The following is an 18231-nucleotide window of genomic DNA, read 5'->3' as shown; positions in this document are numbered from 1 at the left end:
CCGCCTACAGGGGTTGGTAGGGGTCGTGGCACTCGTGATCGACGGCGTCGTCGGCGTCGTCGTCGGGGCCGTCGTGCGGCTCCCGCGACAGCTCAGGAGGTGGCGGGTGCTCGGTGGCGGCGTCGTCCTCAGGCATGGGGCCATGCTCGGGCGGAACGAGCTCCCTTAGCTATTGAGCAGATACGTCAAAGTTCATCGGCGAAGACGCCGGCCTCGACCGCCTTGACCGCTAGCGCGGTGCGGGAGTTCACGTTCAGCTTGCGCATCGCCGCGCGCAGCTGCTGGTCCACTGTGGCTGGAGACTTGGACAGGATCCGGCTGATCTCCCGGTTCGTCTTGCCCGCGACGACCAGCTGGACCACGTCGAGCTCGCGCGGGGAGAGCTGGTCGCCGTAGCCGCGGCGGCCGCCGCGCCACAGTCGCGGCACGTCGGCGCCGTGCTCGCGAAGCCGCTGGGCGACCCGGTCGGCGTCGCCGCGGGCGCCGAGCCGGAACAGTTGCTCGTACTGGGCCGCGAGCAGCTCGCGGCCCTCCTCGAGGTGGCCGGCCGCGAGGAGCGCCGCGGCCTGGCGCTCGCGGGCGCGCATGGCGTCGTAGGGACGAGGTAACGCGCTCCAGGCGCGCGCCGCCCGGTCGTAGGCGGTTGCCGTCCCTTGCAGGAATGCCCGGCAGACGGCCAGCGCGGCGCGGGGTGCGGGTGCCGTGCGGCCACGCAGTCCACGGGCGAACTGGTCGACCAGGCGTTTCGCGGCCGACGGGTCGCCGGCCGCGAGGAGTGCCTCGACCCGGGCCGGAACGAGGTCGGTCGCCCAGATCCAGATGCCCTTACGCCGTACGGTCTCCATCGGCTCGTCGGTGATCTGCAGCGCCCGGGCGCTGTTGCCGTCGGTCAGCCACAGCCGGGCCAGCGCGGCGGCCGCCTCCATCGTGTCGTCGGCCGCGCCGAGCCGGGCCGATTCCTCCAGGACCAGCCGGAACTGCTCCTCCGCGACGCGCCGCCGGCCGGCCGCGGCCGCCAGCCGAGCCGCGAGGCGAATACTGCCGAGATAATGTGCCGGCCGGTCCCGATCGGCGTCGGCGAGTTCGGCGCTCGTCTCCGCGAGCCCCTCCCACCGGCCGGTGTTCCAGGCCAGGTTGGCCTGTTCGAGCCGGACGTTGTGCTGCAGTCGCGACGCCTGCTCGGCCTCGGCCAGGCGCATGGCCACCGCCAGGTGTTCCTCGGCGTCGGCGTACCGGCCCCAGATCAGCGCCCCGGTGCCGACGTTGACGTGGATGCGGGCCAGGTCGAGACGTTCCGCCGTCGTCGGGCCGTCGACGGGCAGTCCGGCGACGAGGTCCCAGGCCTCCTCCTCGCCCAGCATGAGCAACGCCGCGGCCCGGTTCCCGGCCAGGTTCAGCCGCTGCGCCGGGGAGTCGATCTGGGCAGTCAGCTCGGCCGCGCGATCCAGCCAGCGCCGATGGGTCGAGGCCGGCCACGGTCCCGCGTACGCCCAGCCCAGGTAGGTCATCGCCCGGGCCGCCTCGACCGGGTCGTGGTCGAGGTTGGCCACCGCCTGCTCCAACTCGCCGAGCGCGGCCTGCGCCTCGCCGCCGGTGATCAGGAGCCGGCCCAGCGGGTTGCGGATCTCGGCCTGCTGGCGGGCGGAGAGGCCGGGAGTGTCCAGCACCGAGCGCAGGGTACGGATCACCCGGTGGTAGAGCGCGTCAACCGGTTCACGACGGCGTAGCGCGGCGACTCCGGCCATGCGCGCCACCCGCGCCCGGTCCACCGGCGGCAGTACGGCCCGCGACAGCAGATCGACAAGCAGCTCGACCGCCTTGGTGTGGTCACCCGAGGCCATGGCCAGCTCGGCGCCCTGCTCGGCGTACCGCGCCCAGGACTGCGGCTCGCCGGCCTCGCGGAAGTGATGGGCAAGGCGCGCCACGGGCGGCGGATGCAGCTGCTCCAAGGCCCGGCCGGCCAGCAGGTGGAATTGTCGGCGGTCGGTCAACGGGATCGCTTCGTAGACAGCGATGCAGGCCAGCACATGCCGGAACCGCCACCGGCCGCGGTCGTCCCCGTCCAGGACACCGGCGGCGGCCGCCTCCGCGATGGCGCCCCGGCACGCGTCCGGTGACAGGTCGGCGGTCATCGCGATCGTCGCCACCGAGGAGGGCACGGCCAACGTGGCCGCCGCGCGCAACGCCTGCTGCGCCGCCGGCGACAGACGACTCACCCGCTCCCGGGTGGAGTCGCGCACCGTCGGCGGCACCCGTAGCTCGCGCAGCTTGAGCCGAACCCACTGCCCGTCGCGGAAGACGAGGTCGGCACGATCGAACATGAGCCGGACCGACTCCTCCAGGGCGAGGGGAACGCCGCCGGTCCGGTCGTGCAGGAACGCCGTGAACTCCTGCGAGATCGGGTTGCCGTCCAACATCGAGGACACCAGCGCCGCCGTGTCGTCGGGTCGCAGGGGCGCCAGGGCGATCCGCAGCTGGGTCACGCCGGCGGGTAACCGGGACGTCAGCCGCAGCAACAGCGAACCGTCGCCCACCTCCTCCGGCCGATAGGAGATCACCAGGCTGGGACCGTCCGACTGCTGCCGGGAGATGACGAACAGGAGGAACTCGAGGGTCACCTCGTCGGCCCAGTGCGCGTCCTCGAGCACGAGAACCTCGACACGCAAGGCCCGCAGCAACTCGTCCAGGGCCCGGAACAGGCGATGCCGGGCCGCCTTCGCATCGTCCAGCGGCGGCAGCGCGGGCGGCAGGTCCGCGGCCCATTCCGGGAACAGGGGCCGTAACGCGCCCGCAAGGTCGCTGAGCAGCGGCCGCTCCACCCCGAGAAACGCGTCGACGATCGGCCCCAACGTCAACGACTCGCGAAGAGGCGGACACACCGAAACCAGAGCGCTGGGCCTTTCCGGCGCTGCCAGCCACTCGCGCAGGAGCCGGCTCTTGCCGATCCCCGCCTCACCCTCCACCAGCACGATCGCCGGAGGCCGGGCCAAGGCGCCTCGCAGCGCCGCCAACTCCCGGTCGCGACCGACGAAACGCGCCGCGGAAACGGCCGGCGAGGTATCGATCATGCGTGATGTTCTCGCCTTTCGGTGCTGGGGCACAAGACCATCGGTCACCTCGCGTCTGCCGGTGACAGTGCGTCATGCGATCGAGGTCATGTTGCGGCCCGGTGGGGGAGGGGGCTGGTGCCAGAACGTGCGACGGTTGTCGATATGTAATCGACAGTCGGGTGAAAATGGGGGTACACAGTTGTCAGCTCGACAAGCAGGCCGACGTTCTACCGCGGAATCCACCCGGCCCTGGTTGCCCGTGGCCCTGTGTTTCGCAATGGTGATGTTGATCTTCACTGTCTATCTGTTCACGTTGATGTTGATTCCGGTGCACACGCGCGTCTCCCCGGCGGACCTCGAAGTCGCCTCCCGATTGGGGGAGAGTTTCGGCGGGCTGAATACGCTGTTCTCCGGCCTCGCATTTGTGGTCATCATCGGCACGCTGATCTACCAGCGGGCAGACATACTTTCCTCACGCGAACATCTTCAGTCCGCGCTGCGCTACCAAGCTGAACTCGCGAACGCCGCGCGGCGGGAACTCGAGGAGAACAGGCTGCAGATGCGAGCGAGCTTGTTCGCCACCGCCGAGCAATCGTTTGTGCCGCTGGAGCGGACTATCGCGGACACGCCCAGTGTTCTGCGGTTCTATCGGATCACTGACGACGATCTGCGGGCGGCAAAGATCACCGCCGAGGAGTTCGCGTATCTTATTGCGACGTTCACTGCGGCCGGCATTCATATCAAGGCAGCGGCGATATGGGATCCGTCGACCGTGACGGATGACCCGTTCGTACCGAGTTCCTACCACTACGAGTTGCTGTCGTCGGACGACGTTCGGCGAGCCTGGCCGTTGATATCGCGGGCGATCAGTAATTCGGCATACAAGCGGAAGATCGAAGCCACCATCGCGCGGATAACGGAGGATTCGGCCCGGCGCTAACCTCGTAGGGCCGCTGTGCCACCTCACAAGATCACGTGAGCATGTGCCAGCGTCCGCCGAGAAATACGCGATGGAGTCTGGCCAGCGCCTGCCTGGAGTCGCGGTCGTCGAGCGGCGCATCCAGGCGGGCCTCCAGCAGGCGTCGCACTTTGTTCAAGGATTGCTCCCATTCCAGAACGTGCCACCGAATGAGACGATCCAGGTAGCGTTGCGGGCCTGATTTCCGCCAACGCCCCGCGAGCAGGTAGCGTCCTGCCTCGATTCGCTCGAAGCACCAGAGGAGCGTGAAGTAGTCAAGCATCAGCCGATCGAAATCGGTTCCGCTGAGCTGCGCGGCATTCCCTCGCTGATGGAAAGTGGTCAGCCTGTCGCGCGCGGCCATAACATCACCGGTAGTGAGTTCGACATGCAATGCCCGAGCGAGGTCAAAGTTGGCCCGCCGGCGCTGTGACGTCGCGACAGAGACCGCGACCAAGACTGAGACAAGCGCGGCCGTACCCGAAGCGACTGATACCAATATGCTAATGTCCTGTCTGCCCATAATCCGATTATGCCTAGAGTGCGCACGCGGCACTTTCGGGATCTTGGCATTCGGCGCAGCACGCGGGCGGGGGGTCTATGGGCCCCGCATACCTTGAGCCTTGCCCTGGCGAGCTGAGTATCCTCATTTGCCGCGATTCGGGCGCGCCTATCGGATTGATTCTTGCTGGACATCCCGATCTGGTCCAATATCCTGGTGGACGTTCCTGATCTTGTAGCGCTGGTTCCGGAGATGATGGTTCGTCACTCCACCTGCTCGTGGGACCTGCTCTCTGGTAGGGCACCACGTGAGGACCTGGTACTTCGGCTGCGTCTCGATGCTGCCCCGGAAAGGCCGGCCACGGTGCGGGTCTTCCTTGGGGCCGAGGTCTTCATCCTTGCCTTCGCCGGCGCGGAGAGCGTTGACTTCGCCTACGAGGACAGCGACCGGCTCGAAGTACTGCAGGAGCGGATCGACCTGGCGGTTCTCGTCATGCGTGGCCCTACCCGGCTCATCCGGGACAGCGCAAAAGGCATCACCGTCAGTGCCTCTTTGATACTGGACATCAGCGGTGCCTCGACGCGCTTGGGCAGCAGCTATCCGCTACGTCGTATGAAAGCCTTCGTTACGGGCCGCAAGATTGAACACGAGATCGTCGAGTTTCCCGCCGTGCATGATCGTTAGCTCGTGGTGCGGAGCCGCGATTGGGCCGTCCGGCGGTCGGCGGGGTCGGCTACTGCCTGTTCAGCCTTGCTAGGCCGCGGGCGGCGAACTTGCGAACCTGCTCGTCCGGATCGGTGAGTAGACCGCGAAGGACGGGTTCGGCTGCTCGGTCGCGCAGGCCGCCCAGGTGCCACCCGAGCACCATCCGGACGTGCGGAACTGGGTCGCCGGCGAGCGGCAGCAGCACCTCGAGTGCCCCGGGTCGCGCCCCGAAGGACACCATTCCGGCAGCCTTTGAACGGACCATCGGATCAGGGTCGTCAAGCAGCGACCGGGCAACCGCGTCGACGCGCTCGACGTCTGGCTGATTCGCGAGACCTTCCAACGCCGTATACCGCAGCCGTGGATCGACCAGGGCCGACACGAGAACATCGAAGTCGCGCGGATCTGCGAGGAAGCCGACCAGCCGAAGCCGCAGTCCCTCGTCACCGGCGAAGGACCAGATCGCGGTTCGGCTGCGCTCCGGATCGCCTTCTACGAACGCCTCGATGTCATCGACAAGTGACGGCACATCCACGCCCGGACCCGCTGTAGCGAGCGCCCGCAACAGCTCATCGAGGGTCGGGGACATCACTCAAGAATAGTGATCATCAGTCTCACCGAGAGGCGCATAGGGTGTCCGGACTGGGTGCGCAGTTGTACGTGCGATCTGCCGGTCGGCGGCCTACCGTCCGGATGCTGCTGGGTCCGGTACATCGGGCTATGCGGGCTTGAGAGACTCAGGGCATGACTATCGTCAAGATCAACGCCATCACTGTGCCGGCGGACAGCGGCGACGAGTTGGCACGCCGTTTCGCCGCGCGGGCCGGTGCCGTGGATGACCAGGATGGTTTCGAGGGCTTCGAGTTGCTCCAGCCGGCGGACGGGCGGACGACGTGGCTCGTGGTCACCCGCTGGCGTGACGAGGAGGCATTTCAGGCGTGGGTCACCTCGCCGGCTTTCGCGCACGGGCACCGTTCAGCCGCTGAGCGCGGTGGCAACCCCGCGCCGTCGCCGGTCGGGGTGCACAGCGAGGTCTGGTCCTATGTTCCGGCGGGGGGCTCGGATCCGAAACTGCCGTAAACGGCCATCTGCTGGGAACCGCTGTCAAAGAAGCCCGGGACACACTGCGCGGGATCCCCGCCGGGCCGTCCTCATGCTCGAGGTCGCACGTCAGGCCGTCATCCTCGGCCACCCGGCCGTGCAATCGAGCGCAATCCTGCTCGCCGTATTGAGCATGGACGTGCAGGCAACCGCGGCAAAACGGGAACTCCGCCCCGCCTACACCGAGCACAACCGCGGCGGCGAACTACTCCGCAACCGCGGACTCACGCTCACCGCCGCCCAGCAGGCCGCCGAGCCACAACTGCTCGAACACGAGTTGCTGCCCGACGACCGGCAGGCCGATCGGATGCCCCTCGGGCGGTCGTCCTTCGACCCGCCCTGGACCGGCACCGCCGCAGCACTGTGGGACACCGCCATCGCGCTGGCGACCGAATGCAAAGTCCTGCCCGGCACCACCCACCTGATCGAAGCCCTCGACCTCACCGCCGCCCCCGCCGCCCACCAACTTCTGACCTACCGCAGCGACCCGCAGCCTTAGCCGCTGACCTGCAGCGCAGCGATCGAAGATCAATGCCGTGCACCCGTACCGCGGCCCCGGTAAGCGGTATTCGAGTACCTCGCGAAGGCTGGTGCAACACCCGCCTCGGGCGTTGCCTACCACAGGCGCGCCGCCTATGAGAAGGCACCAACGTCTGGCTGATCCCGTCCTCAAGGTTGCCCTAAGATCAACACATCGACCCTGTCCGTCGAAACGGAACAAGCCTAAGTTCATCCTGCGACGGGGGAGGTCTCTGTGCTACGCGGTGGGAGCAGGATGGCAAGCCGAGGGGTCAACAAACAATCGACGCGGGTCGGTCCGGACGTCGAACCGGTTTTGATCATCGGGGCGGGGCCGGCGGGGCTGGCTGCGGCGGCCGAGCTTCGTCACCACGGCGTTCCGTCGCGGATCATCGATCGTGCCGACGCCGTTGCGTCGTCGTGGCGCACCCGGTACGACGCGCTTCGGCTCAACACCTGCCGTTGGAATTCCGTGCTTCGGGTCGGCGATCGGTTTGCGCCGGGAACGCCGTTTTTCCCGTTGCGCGAGCACGCTGTTGCGTACCTCGAGAATTTCGCCGCGAAGCACGAGGTCGATGTGCAGTTCGGTGTGCAGGTCGACCTTATCGAATCCGTCCCCGAGGGCTGGCGCGTGTGCACGTCGGCGGGTCCGATGACAGCACGCCAAGTCGTTGTCGCCACCGGGCATCAACACACCCCATGGCTGCCGGATTGGCCCGGCAAGGATGAGTACGCCGGACGAATCGTGCATTCTTGGCACTACCGTAACCCGCAGGAGTTCCAAGGTCTTGACGTGCTTGTTGTCGGCTCCGGTTGTTCGGGTCTCGATATCGCCCGTGATCTCGCTCAAGGCGGAGCGGCGCACGTGCAGGTTGCGGTCCGAACACAACCCAACTTGTTGCGCAAGAAATCACTCGGACTCCCGACCGATCTACTCGCCGCGGCGTTGTACCGAGCTCCCGTTCGCGTCGCTGATTCGGCCGGTCGTTTCGTGCAGCGTTCGAGCATCGGCGACCTGAGGAAATCAGGATTGGGCCGGCCCAAGGAAGGCATCTTCACGGGTCTGCATCGCGACGGTAGCCCTCCGGTCATCGTCGGCGATGACGTGTTCGACGCCATCCGGAACCGTCAGTTCAAAATAGTTGCCAGTGTGTCCTCGGTCGGCGCCGATGGTGTGCGGCTGGCCGACGGGACGATGCTGCAGCCCGATGCGATTATTGCGGCAACCGGCTACACGTCCGGCCTCACATCGGTCGTCGGTCACCTCGGCGTGCTGGACGAGCGGGGTAACCCCTTGAACTACCGGCAGCCGGCGGTTCAGCCGGGCTTGCATTTTCTTGGGTATGCGCCGTGTATGGGCGTCATCGGACGAGACGCGAAGCGGGTTATGCGACACGTGCTCGCGGAGCTGAACTCGCCGACGTTCTCCGCATCTTCGTAACGCACCGGCGCTGCCGGTTTGTCGCCTACGGCTGGGTTGGCTGGTTGCCGTAGCGGCGGACGGCTCGGCGGGCCAAGGCTGTGCGGTGGACCTCGGATGGGCCGTCGTAGATGCGGAACGGGCGGATCTCGCGGGCTATCCGGGCGGTTGGCAGGTCGGCGGAGACGCCGGCGCCGCCGCACATCTGCACCGCTCGGTCGGCGACGCGATACAGGGCCTCGGCGGCGAAGACCTTGGTCAGGGAGGTCTCCTCGCGGCCGGAGCGGCCGGGACGGCCCGCGTCGAGCACCGCGCACGCGGTCAGCAGCAGGGAGCGGGTTGCGGCCAGGTCGATCTCGTTGTCGGCGATCATCAGTTCGACCATGCCGTGCTGGGCCAGCGGGCGGCCCCCGGCGTGCCGTTCGCTGACGTACGCCACTGCCGTCTCGTGGGCTCGCTGGGCGGCGCCGAGCCAGCGCATCACGTGGGTCAGCCGGGCCGGGCCGAGCCGCACCTGCGCGTACTGGAAGCCCTTGTCGACGGCGCCCAGCACGTCCTCGGGTGCGGCGCGGACGTCGGTCAGTTCCAGTTCGCAGTGGCCGCCGAGCATTGACTTGTCCATGGTCGGCACGTGCCGGATCAGCCGGATCCCGGGGCGGTCGGCGGGAATGAGGAACATCGTCGCCTCGTCGGTGCGGGCCATGACGATGAAGAAGCCGGCCCCGTCGGCGCCGGTGATGAACTTCTTGCGGCCGTTGATCCGCCACCCGTCGCCGTCGGGCCGGGCGAGCGTGTTCAGCGCGCTCGGGTCCGAGCCGGCGCCGGGCGGCGGCTCGGTCATCGCGAAGGCCGAGCGCTGTTCGCCGCGGGCCAGGGGAGCGAGGTAGCGCTCGCGCTGACCGGGGGTGGCGACCTGGTCGAGCAGGTGCAGGTTGCCCTCGTCGGGGGCGTTGATGTTCAGCGCCATCGGCCCGAACAGGGAGCGGCCGGCCGCCTCGAAGACCGGGGCCCGGTCGGTCATGTTGAGCCCGAGCCCGCCGTATTCGCGTGGCGCGTGCGGGGCGAAGATCCCCTCGGCGCGGGCCGTCGCCTGCAGCGAAAGGCGTAGATCCTCGCCGCCGGCGGCGCTCACGTCGCCATCCCATTCGTCCTCGACGGGGATGGCGTACGCATCGATGAAGTTGCGTGTCCGGGCGACAAGTTCGTCGATTCCGCTGGTCATGGGCACCTCGCAAGTGACGGTCTCATTGCAGAAATGTTGCGGCGGAGTGTTGCTTGTCACGTCGTTCAAGGTCCACACTCTGGCCTACCGAGCGAGCGCTCGGGCTGTATCACTCTGATACGGACGGAAGGGCGCGTCAATGGCGACGGAGACACATCAAGCCATGACAACCGAGGTCACGGCGGAGACCACGTTCGCCGCCTGGCTGGACCGATTCACGGCGGCACTCGGCGCTGCCGACATAACGGGGACCACCGCGCTGCTCGCCGAGGACTGCTGGTGGCGCGATCTGCTCGCCCTCACCTGGGACCTGGGCACCTACCACGGCCAGGAGCGGGTCACCACGCTGCTGACCGAGCACCCGCAAGCAATCACCAACATCCGGCCGACCACCGAGTTCGGCCCGCGCTACCAGGGCGACGACATCGTCGAAGGATTCATCACCTTCGAGACACCGCGCGGGTACGGGCGGGGTGCGGTGCGGCTGCGCCGTGAGGACGGCGGGTGGAAAGGGTGGACCCTACTGACCGAACTGGACGATCTGCGCGGGCACGAGCGCCGGATCGGCCCGCACCGGTCGAAGGGCCCTCGCCACCAGCCGAACCGCACCCGCAACTGGCTCGAGGAGCGACAGGAGCACGTCCGCTACGCCGGCTCCGACCCGGATGTGGTCGTCGTCGGCGCGGGCCAGGGCGGTCTCGCGGTCGCCGCGAACCTCGGGCTGATGGGCGTCGACACCCTGGTCCTGGAGAAGAGCGAGCGGGTCGGCGACGGGTGGCGCAAGCGCTACCACTCGCTGGTCCTGCACGACCCGGTCTGGGCGGACGCGCTGCCGTACCTGCCGTACCCGGAGTCGTGGCCGGTCTACTGCCCCAAGGACAAGATCGCCGACTGGTTCGAGTCGTACGCGTCGGCCATGGAATTGAATGTCTGGACGTCGGCCGACATGACCTCCAGCGAGTACGACGAGGCGACCGGCCGGTGGACGCTGCTGGTCACGACCCCGGACGGCGAGCGGGAGCTGCACCCGCGCGACGTCATCCTGGCGACCGGCGCCGCCGGCGAGCCGCGGGTGCCGGACGTCCCCGGGCGCGACGGCTTCCAGGGCGTCAGCTACCACTCCAGCCGGCACGACTCGGCCGCCAGCTGGGCCGGGAAGAAAGCGATCGTCGTCGGCGCCTGCAACAGCGGCCACGACATCGCCCAGGACCTGTACGAGGCCGGCGCCGACGTCACCCTGATCCAGCGGTCGTCGACGCACATCATCAGCCAGGAACACGGCATCCCGGCCATCTTCGGCAGCAACTTCACCGAGGACGGCCCGCCGACCAAGTACGCCGACCTGCTCGCCGCCGGCACCCCGTGGCCGCTCGTCCTCGAGATGGCCAAGGAAGGCGTGAAGGAGACGGCCCGCAAGGACGCCGACCTGCTCGCCGACCTGGAAGCGGCCGGGTTCAAGCTCAACGACGGGCCGGACGGCACCGGGCTGATGGGCTACGCGCTCGCGTACGGCGGCGGCTACTACATCGACGTGGGCGCTTCCCGGCTCATCGCCGACGGCAAGATCAAGCTCGCCCAGGGATCCGGGCTGGCGGAGTTCACCGCCGACGGCATCCGTCTGGAGGACGGCCGCACCCTGGAGGCCGACCTCGTCGTACTCGCGACCGGTTACCGGAACATGCGCGAGACGGCTCGCCGGCTCTTCGGTGACGGTGTCGCCGACCGGCTACCGCTCGTCCTCGGCATCGGCGAGGACGGCGAGATCGGCGGACTCTACCGGCGTACCGGTCACCCGGGTTTCTGGTTTATGGGTGGCCCGCTCGCCTGGGTCCGCATCTACTCCAAACACCTCGCCCTGCAGATCACCGCGAAGCACGCGGCATAAACCGCGCATCACCACTACGCCCGGGACACCGGGCGCGATCCCCCCTGCCCTCCTGACAAAGAGGAGCCAGCACCATGAGACGTCATTATTTCGGGGCCATAGCCATGTCCAGCATCCTTCTCGTCGCCGCCTGCGGTAACAGCGACTCCGGCTCCGCCGGAGGCGATGGCAAGAAGCTTGTCTACTTCATGGCCCCCAACACCACCCCCACCCGCTACATCCAGCAGGACGGCCCGGCGTTCGAGAAGGCCCTCAAGGCTCTCGACCCGAACATCGAGGTCAAGCAGGTCAACGCCGGCGGTGACTCGAACCAGCAGCTCGCGCAGGCCAACGCGGCCATCGCGGCCGGTGCCAAGGCCCTGGTCGTGGTCGCCGCCGACCCGAACACCAGCGCAGGTCTGCTGCAGGCCGCCGAACAGGCCAAGGTCCCGGTCATCGGGTACGAGAACCCGCCGATCAAGGGCACGATGTTCGCCCAGGTGATCTTCGACCCGGAGAAGGTCGGCGCCCAGCAGGCCACCTACTTCGCCGAGCAGGTCGCCGCGGGCAAGCTCGGCGCCAAACCGGTCAAGATCGCCCGGCAGTACGGCAACAAGGGTGACGTCTACACCACCCAGATGCTGGCCGGTCAGAACAGCGTCCTCGACCCGCTCGTGCAGAGCGGCGACATCCAGGTGGTCTGCGAGGACTACATCAAGGACTGGGCGCCGGACAACGCCACCAAGGCCGCCGAGCAGTGCCTGACCAAGACCCAGAACGGCGTCGGTGCGTTCTTCGGCTTCTACGACGGCATCACGGCCGGCATCATCGCGGCGCTCAAGAGCAAAAATCTCAAGACGCCGGTGTACGGCGGTCAGAACCCCGAACTCACCGGTCTGCAGTACATGCTCACCGGCGACCAGCAGGACGACGTGCTGAAGGCGTTCTCGGTCGAGGCCGAAGGCGCCGCCAAGATCACCCTCGCCGCGGTCAACGGTCAGCAACCCCCGGCCGACCTGGTCAAGGACACCATCGACAACGGCGCGATGCAGGTGCCCACGGCCAAGCTCGAGTCGACGCTGATCCACCTCGAGGACGGCAAGGACCCGGGCGACGCCGTACAGAAGGCCGTCGACCTCGGCATCTTCACCTGGGCGGAGATCTGCACCGGCCCGGCTGCCGACACCGCGACCTGCAAGACGAAGAACAAGTAGCCCATCCCCGTCGGCTGCGGGTGGCCGGCCCCGGCCGGTCACCCGTGCGGAGGAATGTCATGACTGCTCTGCTCGAGCTGAGCGAGATCTCGAAGTACTTCGGTGGCGTGCGGGCACTGCACGAGGTCGACATGGCGGTGCACGAGGGCGAGGTGGTCGCGCTCATCGGCGACAACGGCGCCGGGAAGTCCACCCTCGTCAAGATCGTGTCCGGAGTGGAGTCGCCGGACACCGGCGAGATCCGGGTGCGCGGCGAAGCCACCAACCTGGTGTCGTCCCGATCGGCGGTCGACGCCGGGATCCGTACGGTATTCCAGGATCTTTCGTTGTGCGACAACCTCGACGCCGTCCAGAACCTGTTCCTCGGCCAGGAACGGCACGGCTCGTTCTGGTCCGGCCGGCGCATCCGCCGGCATGCCATGGAGGAGCAGGCCCAGCGCATCCTCGAGTCGTTGTCGGTCAAGCTGCGCTCGCTCAGCACGCCGGTGGTCGCGCTCTCCGGCGGCCAGCGGCAGGGCATCGCGATCTGCCGCGCGCTGATCAGCGACCCGGCCGTGGTGATCCTCGACGAGCCGACCGCGGCCCTCGGCGTCTCCCAGCGCGCCGAGGTGCTCGACCTGATCCACCGGCTGCGCGACCAGGGGCGGGGCGTGGTCGTCGTCTCGCACGACATGAAGGACGTGCGCCAGGTCGCCGACCGGATCGTGGTGCTGCGGCTGGGCACCAAGGTCGCCGAGTTCCGGCGCGGCGAATACAGCATGTCCGACCTGGTCAGCGCGATGACCGGGGCACACGAACCCCTCGACGACGAAGGCGGAGACCAGTGAGCGTCGCGACGGAGACCCGCCGGAGTCCGGTCGGCCGGGTCATCGAGATGGCCGCCGGCGGGCACCGCAGCATTCCGGTGCTGGTGGTGCTGGCCATCATCTGGACCGTCTTCTACAGCCAGAGCTCGGCCTACCTGAGCTTCCAGAACATCACCAACCTCACCCTGCAGATCGCCACCACCGCGATCCTCGCCCTGGGCGTGGTCTTCGTCCTGCTGGTCGGCGAGATCGACCTGTCATCGGCGGTGCTCTCCGGCGTGTGCGCGGCGGTCGCGGCCGGCCTCTGCGTCAACAGCGGCCTGCCGCTGCCGATCGCGATCGGGGCGGCGATCCTCGCCGGCATGGTGATCACCTTCATCGAGGCCCTGGTCATCACGTTCGGGGTGCCGTCGCTGATCGTGACGCTGGGCGGCATGGTGATCCTGCAGGGCCTCATCCTGGTCGTGCTCCCGCCGGAATTCACGGTCAGCGTGGCCGGCACCCCGTTCGCCAAGATCGCGAGCACGGCGATCCCGGTCGGCGTCAGCTACGGGCTGGCCGCGGCCGGGACCGTGTTCTTCGCGGTGTACCGGCTGTTGCAGTACCGCGAGCGGCGCTCGACCGGCACGCGGATCTCGGCGACCTCGGTCTACGTACCCTCGTTGCTGGTCGCGGTCGTGCTCTTCGGCGGGGTCTTCACACTGACCCGGCAGCGGGGTCTGCCGATGCCGGTGCTGATCGTCGCGGTGATGCTGCTTATCGCCTGGTACTTCACCACCCAAACCCGATACGGCATTCATCTGTACGCCGTGGGCGGTGATCGCGAGGCGGCCCAGCGCGCCGGTGTTCCGGTCCGGCGGATGGTCATCTACTCCTTCCTCATCCTCGGGGCGTGCGCCGCGGTCGCCGGCATGGTGGACGCGTCCCGTCAGCTCGGCGTCTCGGTCTCCTCCGGCGGCGGGGCGCTGATGCTCAACGCGATCGCCGCCGCGGTGGTCGGCGGGACAAGCCTGTTCGGTGGTCGCGGATCGATCTGGTCGGCGATCCTCGGCGCGCTGGTCATCGGGTCGATCAGCAACGGCGTACAGCTGCTGGGGTTGACCACCGAGGTGCAGTACTTCGCTACCGGAGCCGTACTCATCATCGCCGTTGCCGTTGATGTTGTTCTTACCCGCGGATCTATCCTGCCGGGGCGACGATGACCGGCGTCTGGCGGCCGGATCCGGAGCGGGTGCGCTCGACCCGGATCGTGCGGTTCGCGCAGTGGCTCGTCGATCGGGGCCACGCCCGGCTCGACGACGTGACCGACTATCGCGCGCTGCATGCCTGGTCGGTGGCCTCGCCCGGGGACTTCTGGGCCGCGGTCGCCGCGTTCTTCGCGGTCGACTGGACGACCCCGCCGCAGGCCGCCCTCGCCGAACGGCGGATGCCCGGGGCGGTGTGGTTCCCGGGCGGCACGCTCAACTTCGGCGCGCATCTGCTGCGGGCCGGCGCGGACGATCAGGACGCGGTGGTGCTGGTGGGGGAGGACGGTTCGCGCACCGCGATCAGCTATGCCGAGCTGCGGGCCCGGTCGTTCGCGGTGGCCGGCCGGCTGCGCGAGCTCGGTGTCGAACCGGGTGACCGGGTGGCCGCGTACCTGCCTAACTGCGTCGAGGGGGTGGTCGCGTTCGTGGCGACCGCCCTGGTCGGCGCGGTCTGGGCGCAGACCGGCCTCGACTACGCGGCGCCCTCGGCCGCCGAGCGGATGGCCCAGCTCGCGCCCAAAATCCTGATCACGGGCACGGGCTACCGCTTCGGCGGAAAGGTGCACGACCGCCGCGTCGAGGCGGCGACGCTGCGGGACCTGCTGCCCGGGCTTCAGCACACGATCACCATCGAGACCGCCGGGGTTCCCGCACCCGGCGCCGGGTGGGGTGGCACTGGCGATCCCTTGCCCGAACCGGTGGCGGTCGGCTTCGACCATCCGCTCTGGGTGCTGTTCACCTCGGGCACCACCGGCAAGCCCAAGGGCATCGTGCACGGTCACGGGGGAGTGCTGCTCGAACAGCTGGTCTCGCCCGGCTTGCACATGGACCTGCGGGCCGGCGACACCTTCTTCTGGTACACCACGCCGAACTGGATGATGTGGAACGCGCAGATCTGCGGGCTGCTGCACGGCGCGACCATCGTTCTCTACGACGGGCGGCCGACGGACGCCCTGTGGCGGCTGGTCGCCGACCTCGGGGTGAACGTGTTCGGCACCAGCCCCGGCTACCTCGACGCGTCCCAGCGCGCCGGCCTGGAACCGGGTAGGGACCTCAACCTGTCGGCGCTGCGTCTGGTCGGGGTCACCGGATCGGTGCTGCCGGCCGGTGCCAACGCGTGGTTCCGGGACCACGTCAGCGACAAGGTCCAATTAGGATCGATGAGTGGCGGTACGGACGTCGTCGGCATCTTCGCCGCCAGCGCGCCGACCACTCCCGTCTACGACGGTGAGATCAGCGCACCCGCCCTCGGCACGGCGCTGCAGGTGTGGGACTCCACCGGCGCACCGGCGCCGGCCGGCACCCCGGGAGAAATGGTGATCACCGAGCCGATGCCGTCGATGCCGCTGTACTTCTGGGACGACCCCGGCGGCGGGAAGCTGCACGACACGTACTTCGGGATGTTCCCCGGCGTGTGGCGGCACGGCGACCTGACCGAGATCACCGCGCGCGGCACCGTGGTCATCCTCGGGCGCTCCGACGCGACCATCAACCGGCACGGGGTCCGGATCGGCTCGGCCGAGATCTACGCCGCCCTCGGCGACCTGCCCGAGGTGGCCGACGCCCTGGTCGTCGGGGTCGAGGAGGCGGACGGCGGTTACTGGCTGCCGCTGTTCGTCGTGCCCAGTGGCAAGCACGAGCCGGCCGACCTGATCAGGCGGACCATTGCCGAGCGAACCTCACCCCGGCACGTACCCGACGATGTGATTTTTGTGCCGAGTTTGCCGCACACCCGTACGGGCAAACGGCTCGAGGTCCCCGTCAAACGCATACTGCAGGGCGCCGACCCCGACCGCGTGATCGACCGCGGAGCCGTCGACGACGCCGCGGCGCTCGACGCGCTGATCACGGCGGCACGCGTGCGGCGGGATCCACGATGAGAGAGGCGACGACCGAGCTGATGTCTGCCGAGTCCGACTGGCGCGTGTACGAGGAGCTCGACTTCTCCCGCATCCTCGACGCCGCCCTGCAGGCCTTCTTCGAGCACGGCTACCACGGCACCACGACCCGCGACCTAGCGCGCCGGGCCGGCCTCTCCGTGCCCGGCGTCTACCACTACTACCCGTCCAAGCAGGACATCCTGTTCGACCTGATGAACGTCGTCATCGACGAGCTGCTCGACCGCAGCCGGCAGGCCCTGGCGACGGCGTCGGCCGATCCGCGTTCGCAGTTCGACGTGCTTGTCGAATCGCTGCTGCGGTTCCACATGCACCGGCGGATCGGTGCGACCGTGTCGACCGCGGAACTGCGCAGCCTGGAACCGGGGAACCGCGAGCGGTACGTGGCGAAACGCGACGAGCAGCAGCGCATGCTCGATTCGGTGGTCCTCGACGGCGTACGGGAGGGAGTGTTCTCGACGCCCTATCCGAAGGACGCGAGCCGGGCCATCGCGTCGATGTGCGTGGGCGTCGCCTCCTGGTACCGGCCGGACGGGTCGCTGCCGGTCGACGCCCTCCTCGACCGTTACCTGACCATCGCGCGCTCGATCGTGGGCCGGGATGACTAGCACCGCCCTCGACGTGGGGGCCGTCCGGAGATTTCTGGAGAGCCGGCAGATCCCGGTGGCCGGCCCGCTGACCAGTTCGCTCGTGAGCGGCGGGCGATCCAATCTCACGTACGCGGTCACCGACGGCACCCACCGCTGGATCGTGCGGCGGCCCCCGTTGTCCGGCCTCACCCAGTCGGCCCACGACGTCGCCAGGGAATGGCGCGTCACCGAGGCTCTGCAATACAGCGTCGTGCCGGTGCCGCCCGCGGTCGCGCTCTGCGAGGACACCACGGTCATCGGCGCCCCGTTCGCGGTGTCCGAGTTCATCACCGGCCTGGTCGTGCGGACCCGCGCCCAGCTCGAGGCGTACACCGACCGTGAACTCGCGTCGTGCGTCACCGAACTGGTCCGGGTGCTGGCCGACCTGCACTCCCTGGACGTCGGCGAGGTCGGGCTGAGCGGCCTCGGCCGGCCCGACGGCTTCCTGGAACGCCAGGTGCGACTGTGGTGGCGGCAGTGGAACGAGGTCAAGAGTCAGGAACTGGCCGACGCGTCCCGCCTGCACTCCCGGCTGGTCGCCGCCCTGCCGACCCGGTCGGCGCACATCGGCGTGGTGCACGGCGACTTCCGGATCGACAACACGCTGCTGGACAGCACCGACATCAGCAAGGTCCTGGCCGTGGTCGACTGGGAACTGGCCACCGTCGGCGACGTCCTGACCGACATCGCGCTCATGTGCGTCTACCGCCAGCCCCAGCTCGACCCGATTCTCGGCCTCGACGCGGCGTGGGCCAGCGACCGCCTGCCGGATGCCGGCACGATCGCCGAGGCGTACGCCCGGCGGCGCGGTGTCTCCCTCGACCACTGGCCGTTCTACCTGGCCCTGGCCAACTTCAAACTGGCCGTGATCGCCCAGGGCATCAGCTACCGGGCCCGGCGCGGAGCCGCCGCCGACGCCACCTCGGCCCAGGCCGAACAGGCAGTCCCGGCCCTGCTCGCAGCCGGCCTGCGGGCGCTCGGCCCAGCCATCTAGACACCTGCCGCACTCGCCACGCTGATCGACGCGCGCCGATTTCCACGATAACCGTCCACTCTCACCAGGGTCGGGCTTCCGGAACTGGCGGCTTTGGCCCGG

Annotated in this window: 17 protein-coding genes; 12 read left to right on the top strand and 5 right to left on the bottom strand. The window is 68.6% G+C overall.

The window, feature by feature from the left end; all coding sequences use genetic code 11:
• Positions 1-4: 4 nt before the first annotated feature.
• Positions 5-136, bottom strand: coding sequence for a hypothetical protein (locus tag Ate02nite_RS49540; RefSeq protein ID WP_275422970.1), 132 nt, complete (start codon positions 134-136; stop codon positions 5-7).
• A 49-nt stretch (positions 137-185) separates the two neighbouring features.
• Entirely contained in the window at positions 186-3068 is a 2883-nt protein-coding gene (locus Ate02nite_RS29670) for an ATP-binding protein (protein ID WP_203811145.1), read from the bottom strand.
• A gap of 259 nt (positions 3069-3327) precedes the next feature.
• On the opposite strand from Ate02nite_RS29670, the gene Ate02nite_RS29665 reads away from it, so the two are divergent.
• Positions 3328-3990 (top strand): hypothetical protein, encoded by a 663-nt coding sequence (locus Ate02nite_RS29665; RefSeq protein ID WP_203811144.1) that lies wholly within the window; start codon positions 3328-3330, stop codon positions 3988-3990.
• Positions 3991-4021: 31 nt separating this feature from the next.
• On the opposite strand, the gene Ate02nite_RS29660 is transcribed toward Ate02nite_RS29665, so the two are convergent.
• Positions 4022-4372, bottom strand: a complete 351-nt coding sequence (locus Ate02nite_RS29660) for a hypothetical protein (protein WP_203811143.1) — start codon at positions 4370-4372, stop codon at positions 4022-4024.
• A gap of 321 nt (positions 4373-4693) precedes the next feature.
• Here Ate02nite_RS29660 and Ate02nite_RS29655 point away from each other — a divergent pair, with 321 nt between their 5' ends.
• A complete protein-coding gene (locus Ate02nite_RS29655) occupies positions 4694-5194 on the top strand; it encodes a hypothetical protein (protein ID WP_203811142.1) in 501 nt (166 codons plus the stop codon).
• 49 nt (positions 5195-5243) lie between these two features.
• Here the strand turns inward: Ate02nite_RS29655 and Ate02nite_RS29650 are convergent, their stop codons facing one another.
• Positions 5244-5804: a HEAT repeat domain-containing protein gene (locus Ate02nite_RS29650; protein WP_203811141.1), complete on the bottom strand. Its 561-nt coding sequence runs from the start codon at positions 5802-5804 to the stop codon at positions 5244-5246.
• Between the two features lie 155 nt (positions 5805-5959).
• On the opposite strand from Ate02nite_RS29650, the gene Ate02nite_RS29645 reads away from it, so the two are divergent.
• The 3 genes from Ate02nite_RS29645 to Ate02nite_RS29635 all read left to right on the top strand — a co-directional run bounded on the left by Ate02nite_RS29645 (position 5960) and on the right by Ate02nite_RS29635 (position 8276).
• Entirely contained in the window at positions 5960-6295 is a 336-nt protein-coding gene (locus Ate02nite_RS29645) for an antibiotic biosynthesis monooxygenase family protein (protein WP_203811140.1), read from the top strand.
• A 73-nt stretch (positions 6296-6368) separates the two neighbouring features.
• Positions 6369-6815 (top strand): hypothetical protein, encoded by a 447-nt coding sequence (locus Ate02nite_RS29640; RefSeq protein ID WP_203811139.1) that lies wholly within the window; start codon positions 6369-6371, stop codon positions 6813-6815.
• Positions 6816-7091: 276 nt separating this feature from the next.
• Positions 7092-8276 (top strand): flavin-containing monooxygenase, encoded by a 1185-nt coding sequence (locus Ate02nite_RS29635; protein WP_203811138.1) that lies wholly within the window; start codon positions 7092-7094, stop codon positions 8274-8276.
• Positions 8277-8301: 25 nt separating this feature from the next.
• Here the strand turns inward: Ate02nite_RS29635 and Ate02nite_RS29630 are convergent, their stop codons facing one another.
• On the bottom strand, positions 8302-9477 hold the full coding sequence (locus tag Ate02nite_RS29630; RefSeq protein WP_203811137.1) for an acyl-CoA dehydrogenase family protein: 1176 nt from the start codon (positions 9475-9477) through the stop codon (positions 8302-8304).
• A gap of 163 nt (positions 9478-9640) precedes the next feature.
• Here Ate02nite_RS29630 and Ate02nite_RS29625 point away from each other — a divergent pair, with 163 nt between their 5' ends.
• The 7 genes from Ate02nite_RS29625 (at position 9641) to Ate02nite_RS29595 (ending at position 18129) form a co-directional block, all read left to right on the top strand.
• Positions 9641-11362, top strand: a complete 1722-nt coding sequence (locus tag Ate02nite_RS29625; protein ID WP_203811136.1) for a flavin-containing monooxygenase — start codon at positions 9641-9643, stop codon at positions 11360-11362.
• Between the two features lie 74 nt (positions 11363-11436).
• Entirely contained in the window at positions 11437-12555 is a 1119-nt protein-coding gene (locus tag Ate02nite_RS29620) for a substrate-binding domain-containing protein (RefSeq protein WP_203811135.1), read from the top strand.
• A gap of 59 nt (positions 12556-12614) precedes the next feature.
• On the top strand, positions 12615-13382 hold the full coding sequence (locus tag Ate02nite_RS29615; protein WP_203811134.1) for an ATP-binding cassette domain-containing protein: 768 nt from the start codon (positions 12615-12617) through the stop codon (positions 13380-13382).
• The gene (locus Ate02nite_RS29610; RefSeq protein ID WP_203811133.1) at positions 13379-14563 is read left to right on the top strand and encodes a sugar ABC transporter permease; all 1185 of its coding nucleotides are present in this window, start codon (positions 13379-13381) and stop codon (positions 14561-14563) included. Before Ate02nite_RS29615 ends, Ate02nite_RS29610 begins: the two co-directional genes overlap by 4 nt.
• Complete coding sequence (locus tag Ate02nite_RS29605) at positions 14560-16488, top strand: acetoacetate--CoA ligase (protein ID WP_203811132.1); 1929 nt, start codon at positions 14560-14562, stop codon at positions 16486-16488. Before Ate02nite_RS29610 ends, Ate02nite_RS29605 begins: the two co-directional genes overlap by 4 nt.
• Positions 16485-17114, top strand: coding sequence for a TetR/AcrR family transcriptional regulator (locus Ate02nite_RS29600; RefSeq protein ID WP_203811131.1), 630 nt, complete (start codon positions 16485-16487; stop codon positions 17112-17114). The genes Ate02nite_RS29605 and Ate02nite_RS29600 overlap by 4 nt, the downstream gene beginning before the upstream one ends.
• On the top strand, positions 17107-18129 hold the full coding sequence (locus Ate02nite_RS29595) for a phosphotransferase family protein (protein ID WP_203811130.1): 1023 nt from the start codon (positions 17107-17109) through the stop codon (positions 18127-18129). Before Ate02nite_RS29600 ends, Ate02nite_RS29595 begins: the two co-directional genes overlap by 8 nt.
• The last annotated feature ends 102 nt before the right edge of the window (positions 18130-18231 follow it).

The sequence above is a fragment of the Paractinoplanes tereljensis genome (assembly GCF_016862435.1).
GTDB lineage: Bacteria > Actinomycetota > Actinomycetes > Mycobacteriales > Micromonosporaceae > Actinoplanes > Actinoplanes tereljensis.
Note: the sequence above shows the minus strand (reverse complement) of the source record. Positions and strands in the feature narration are given on the sequence as shown.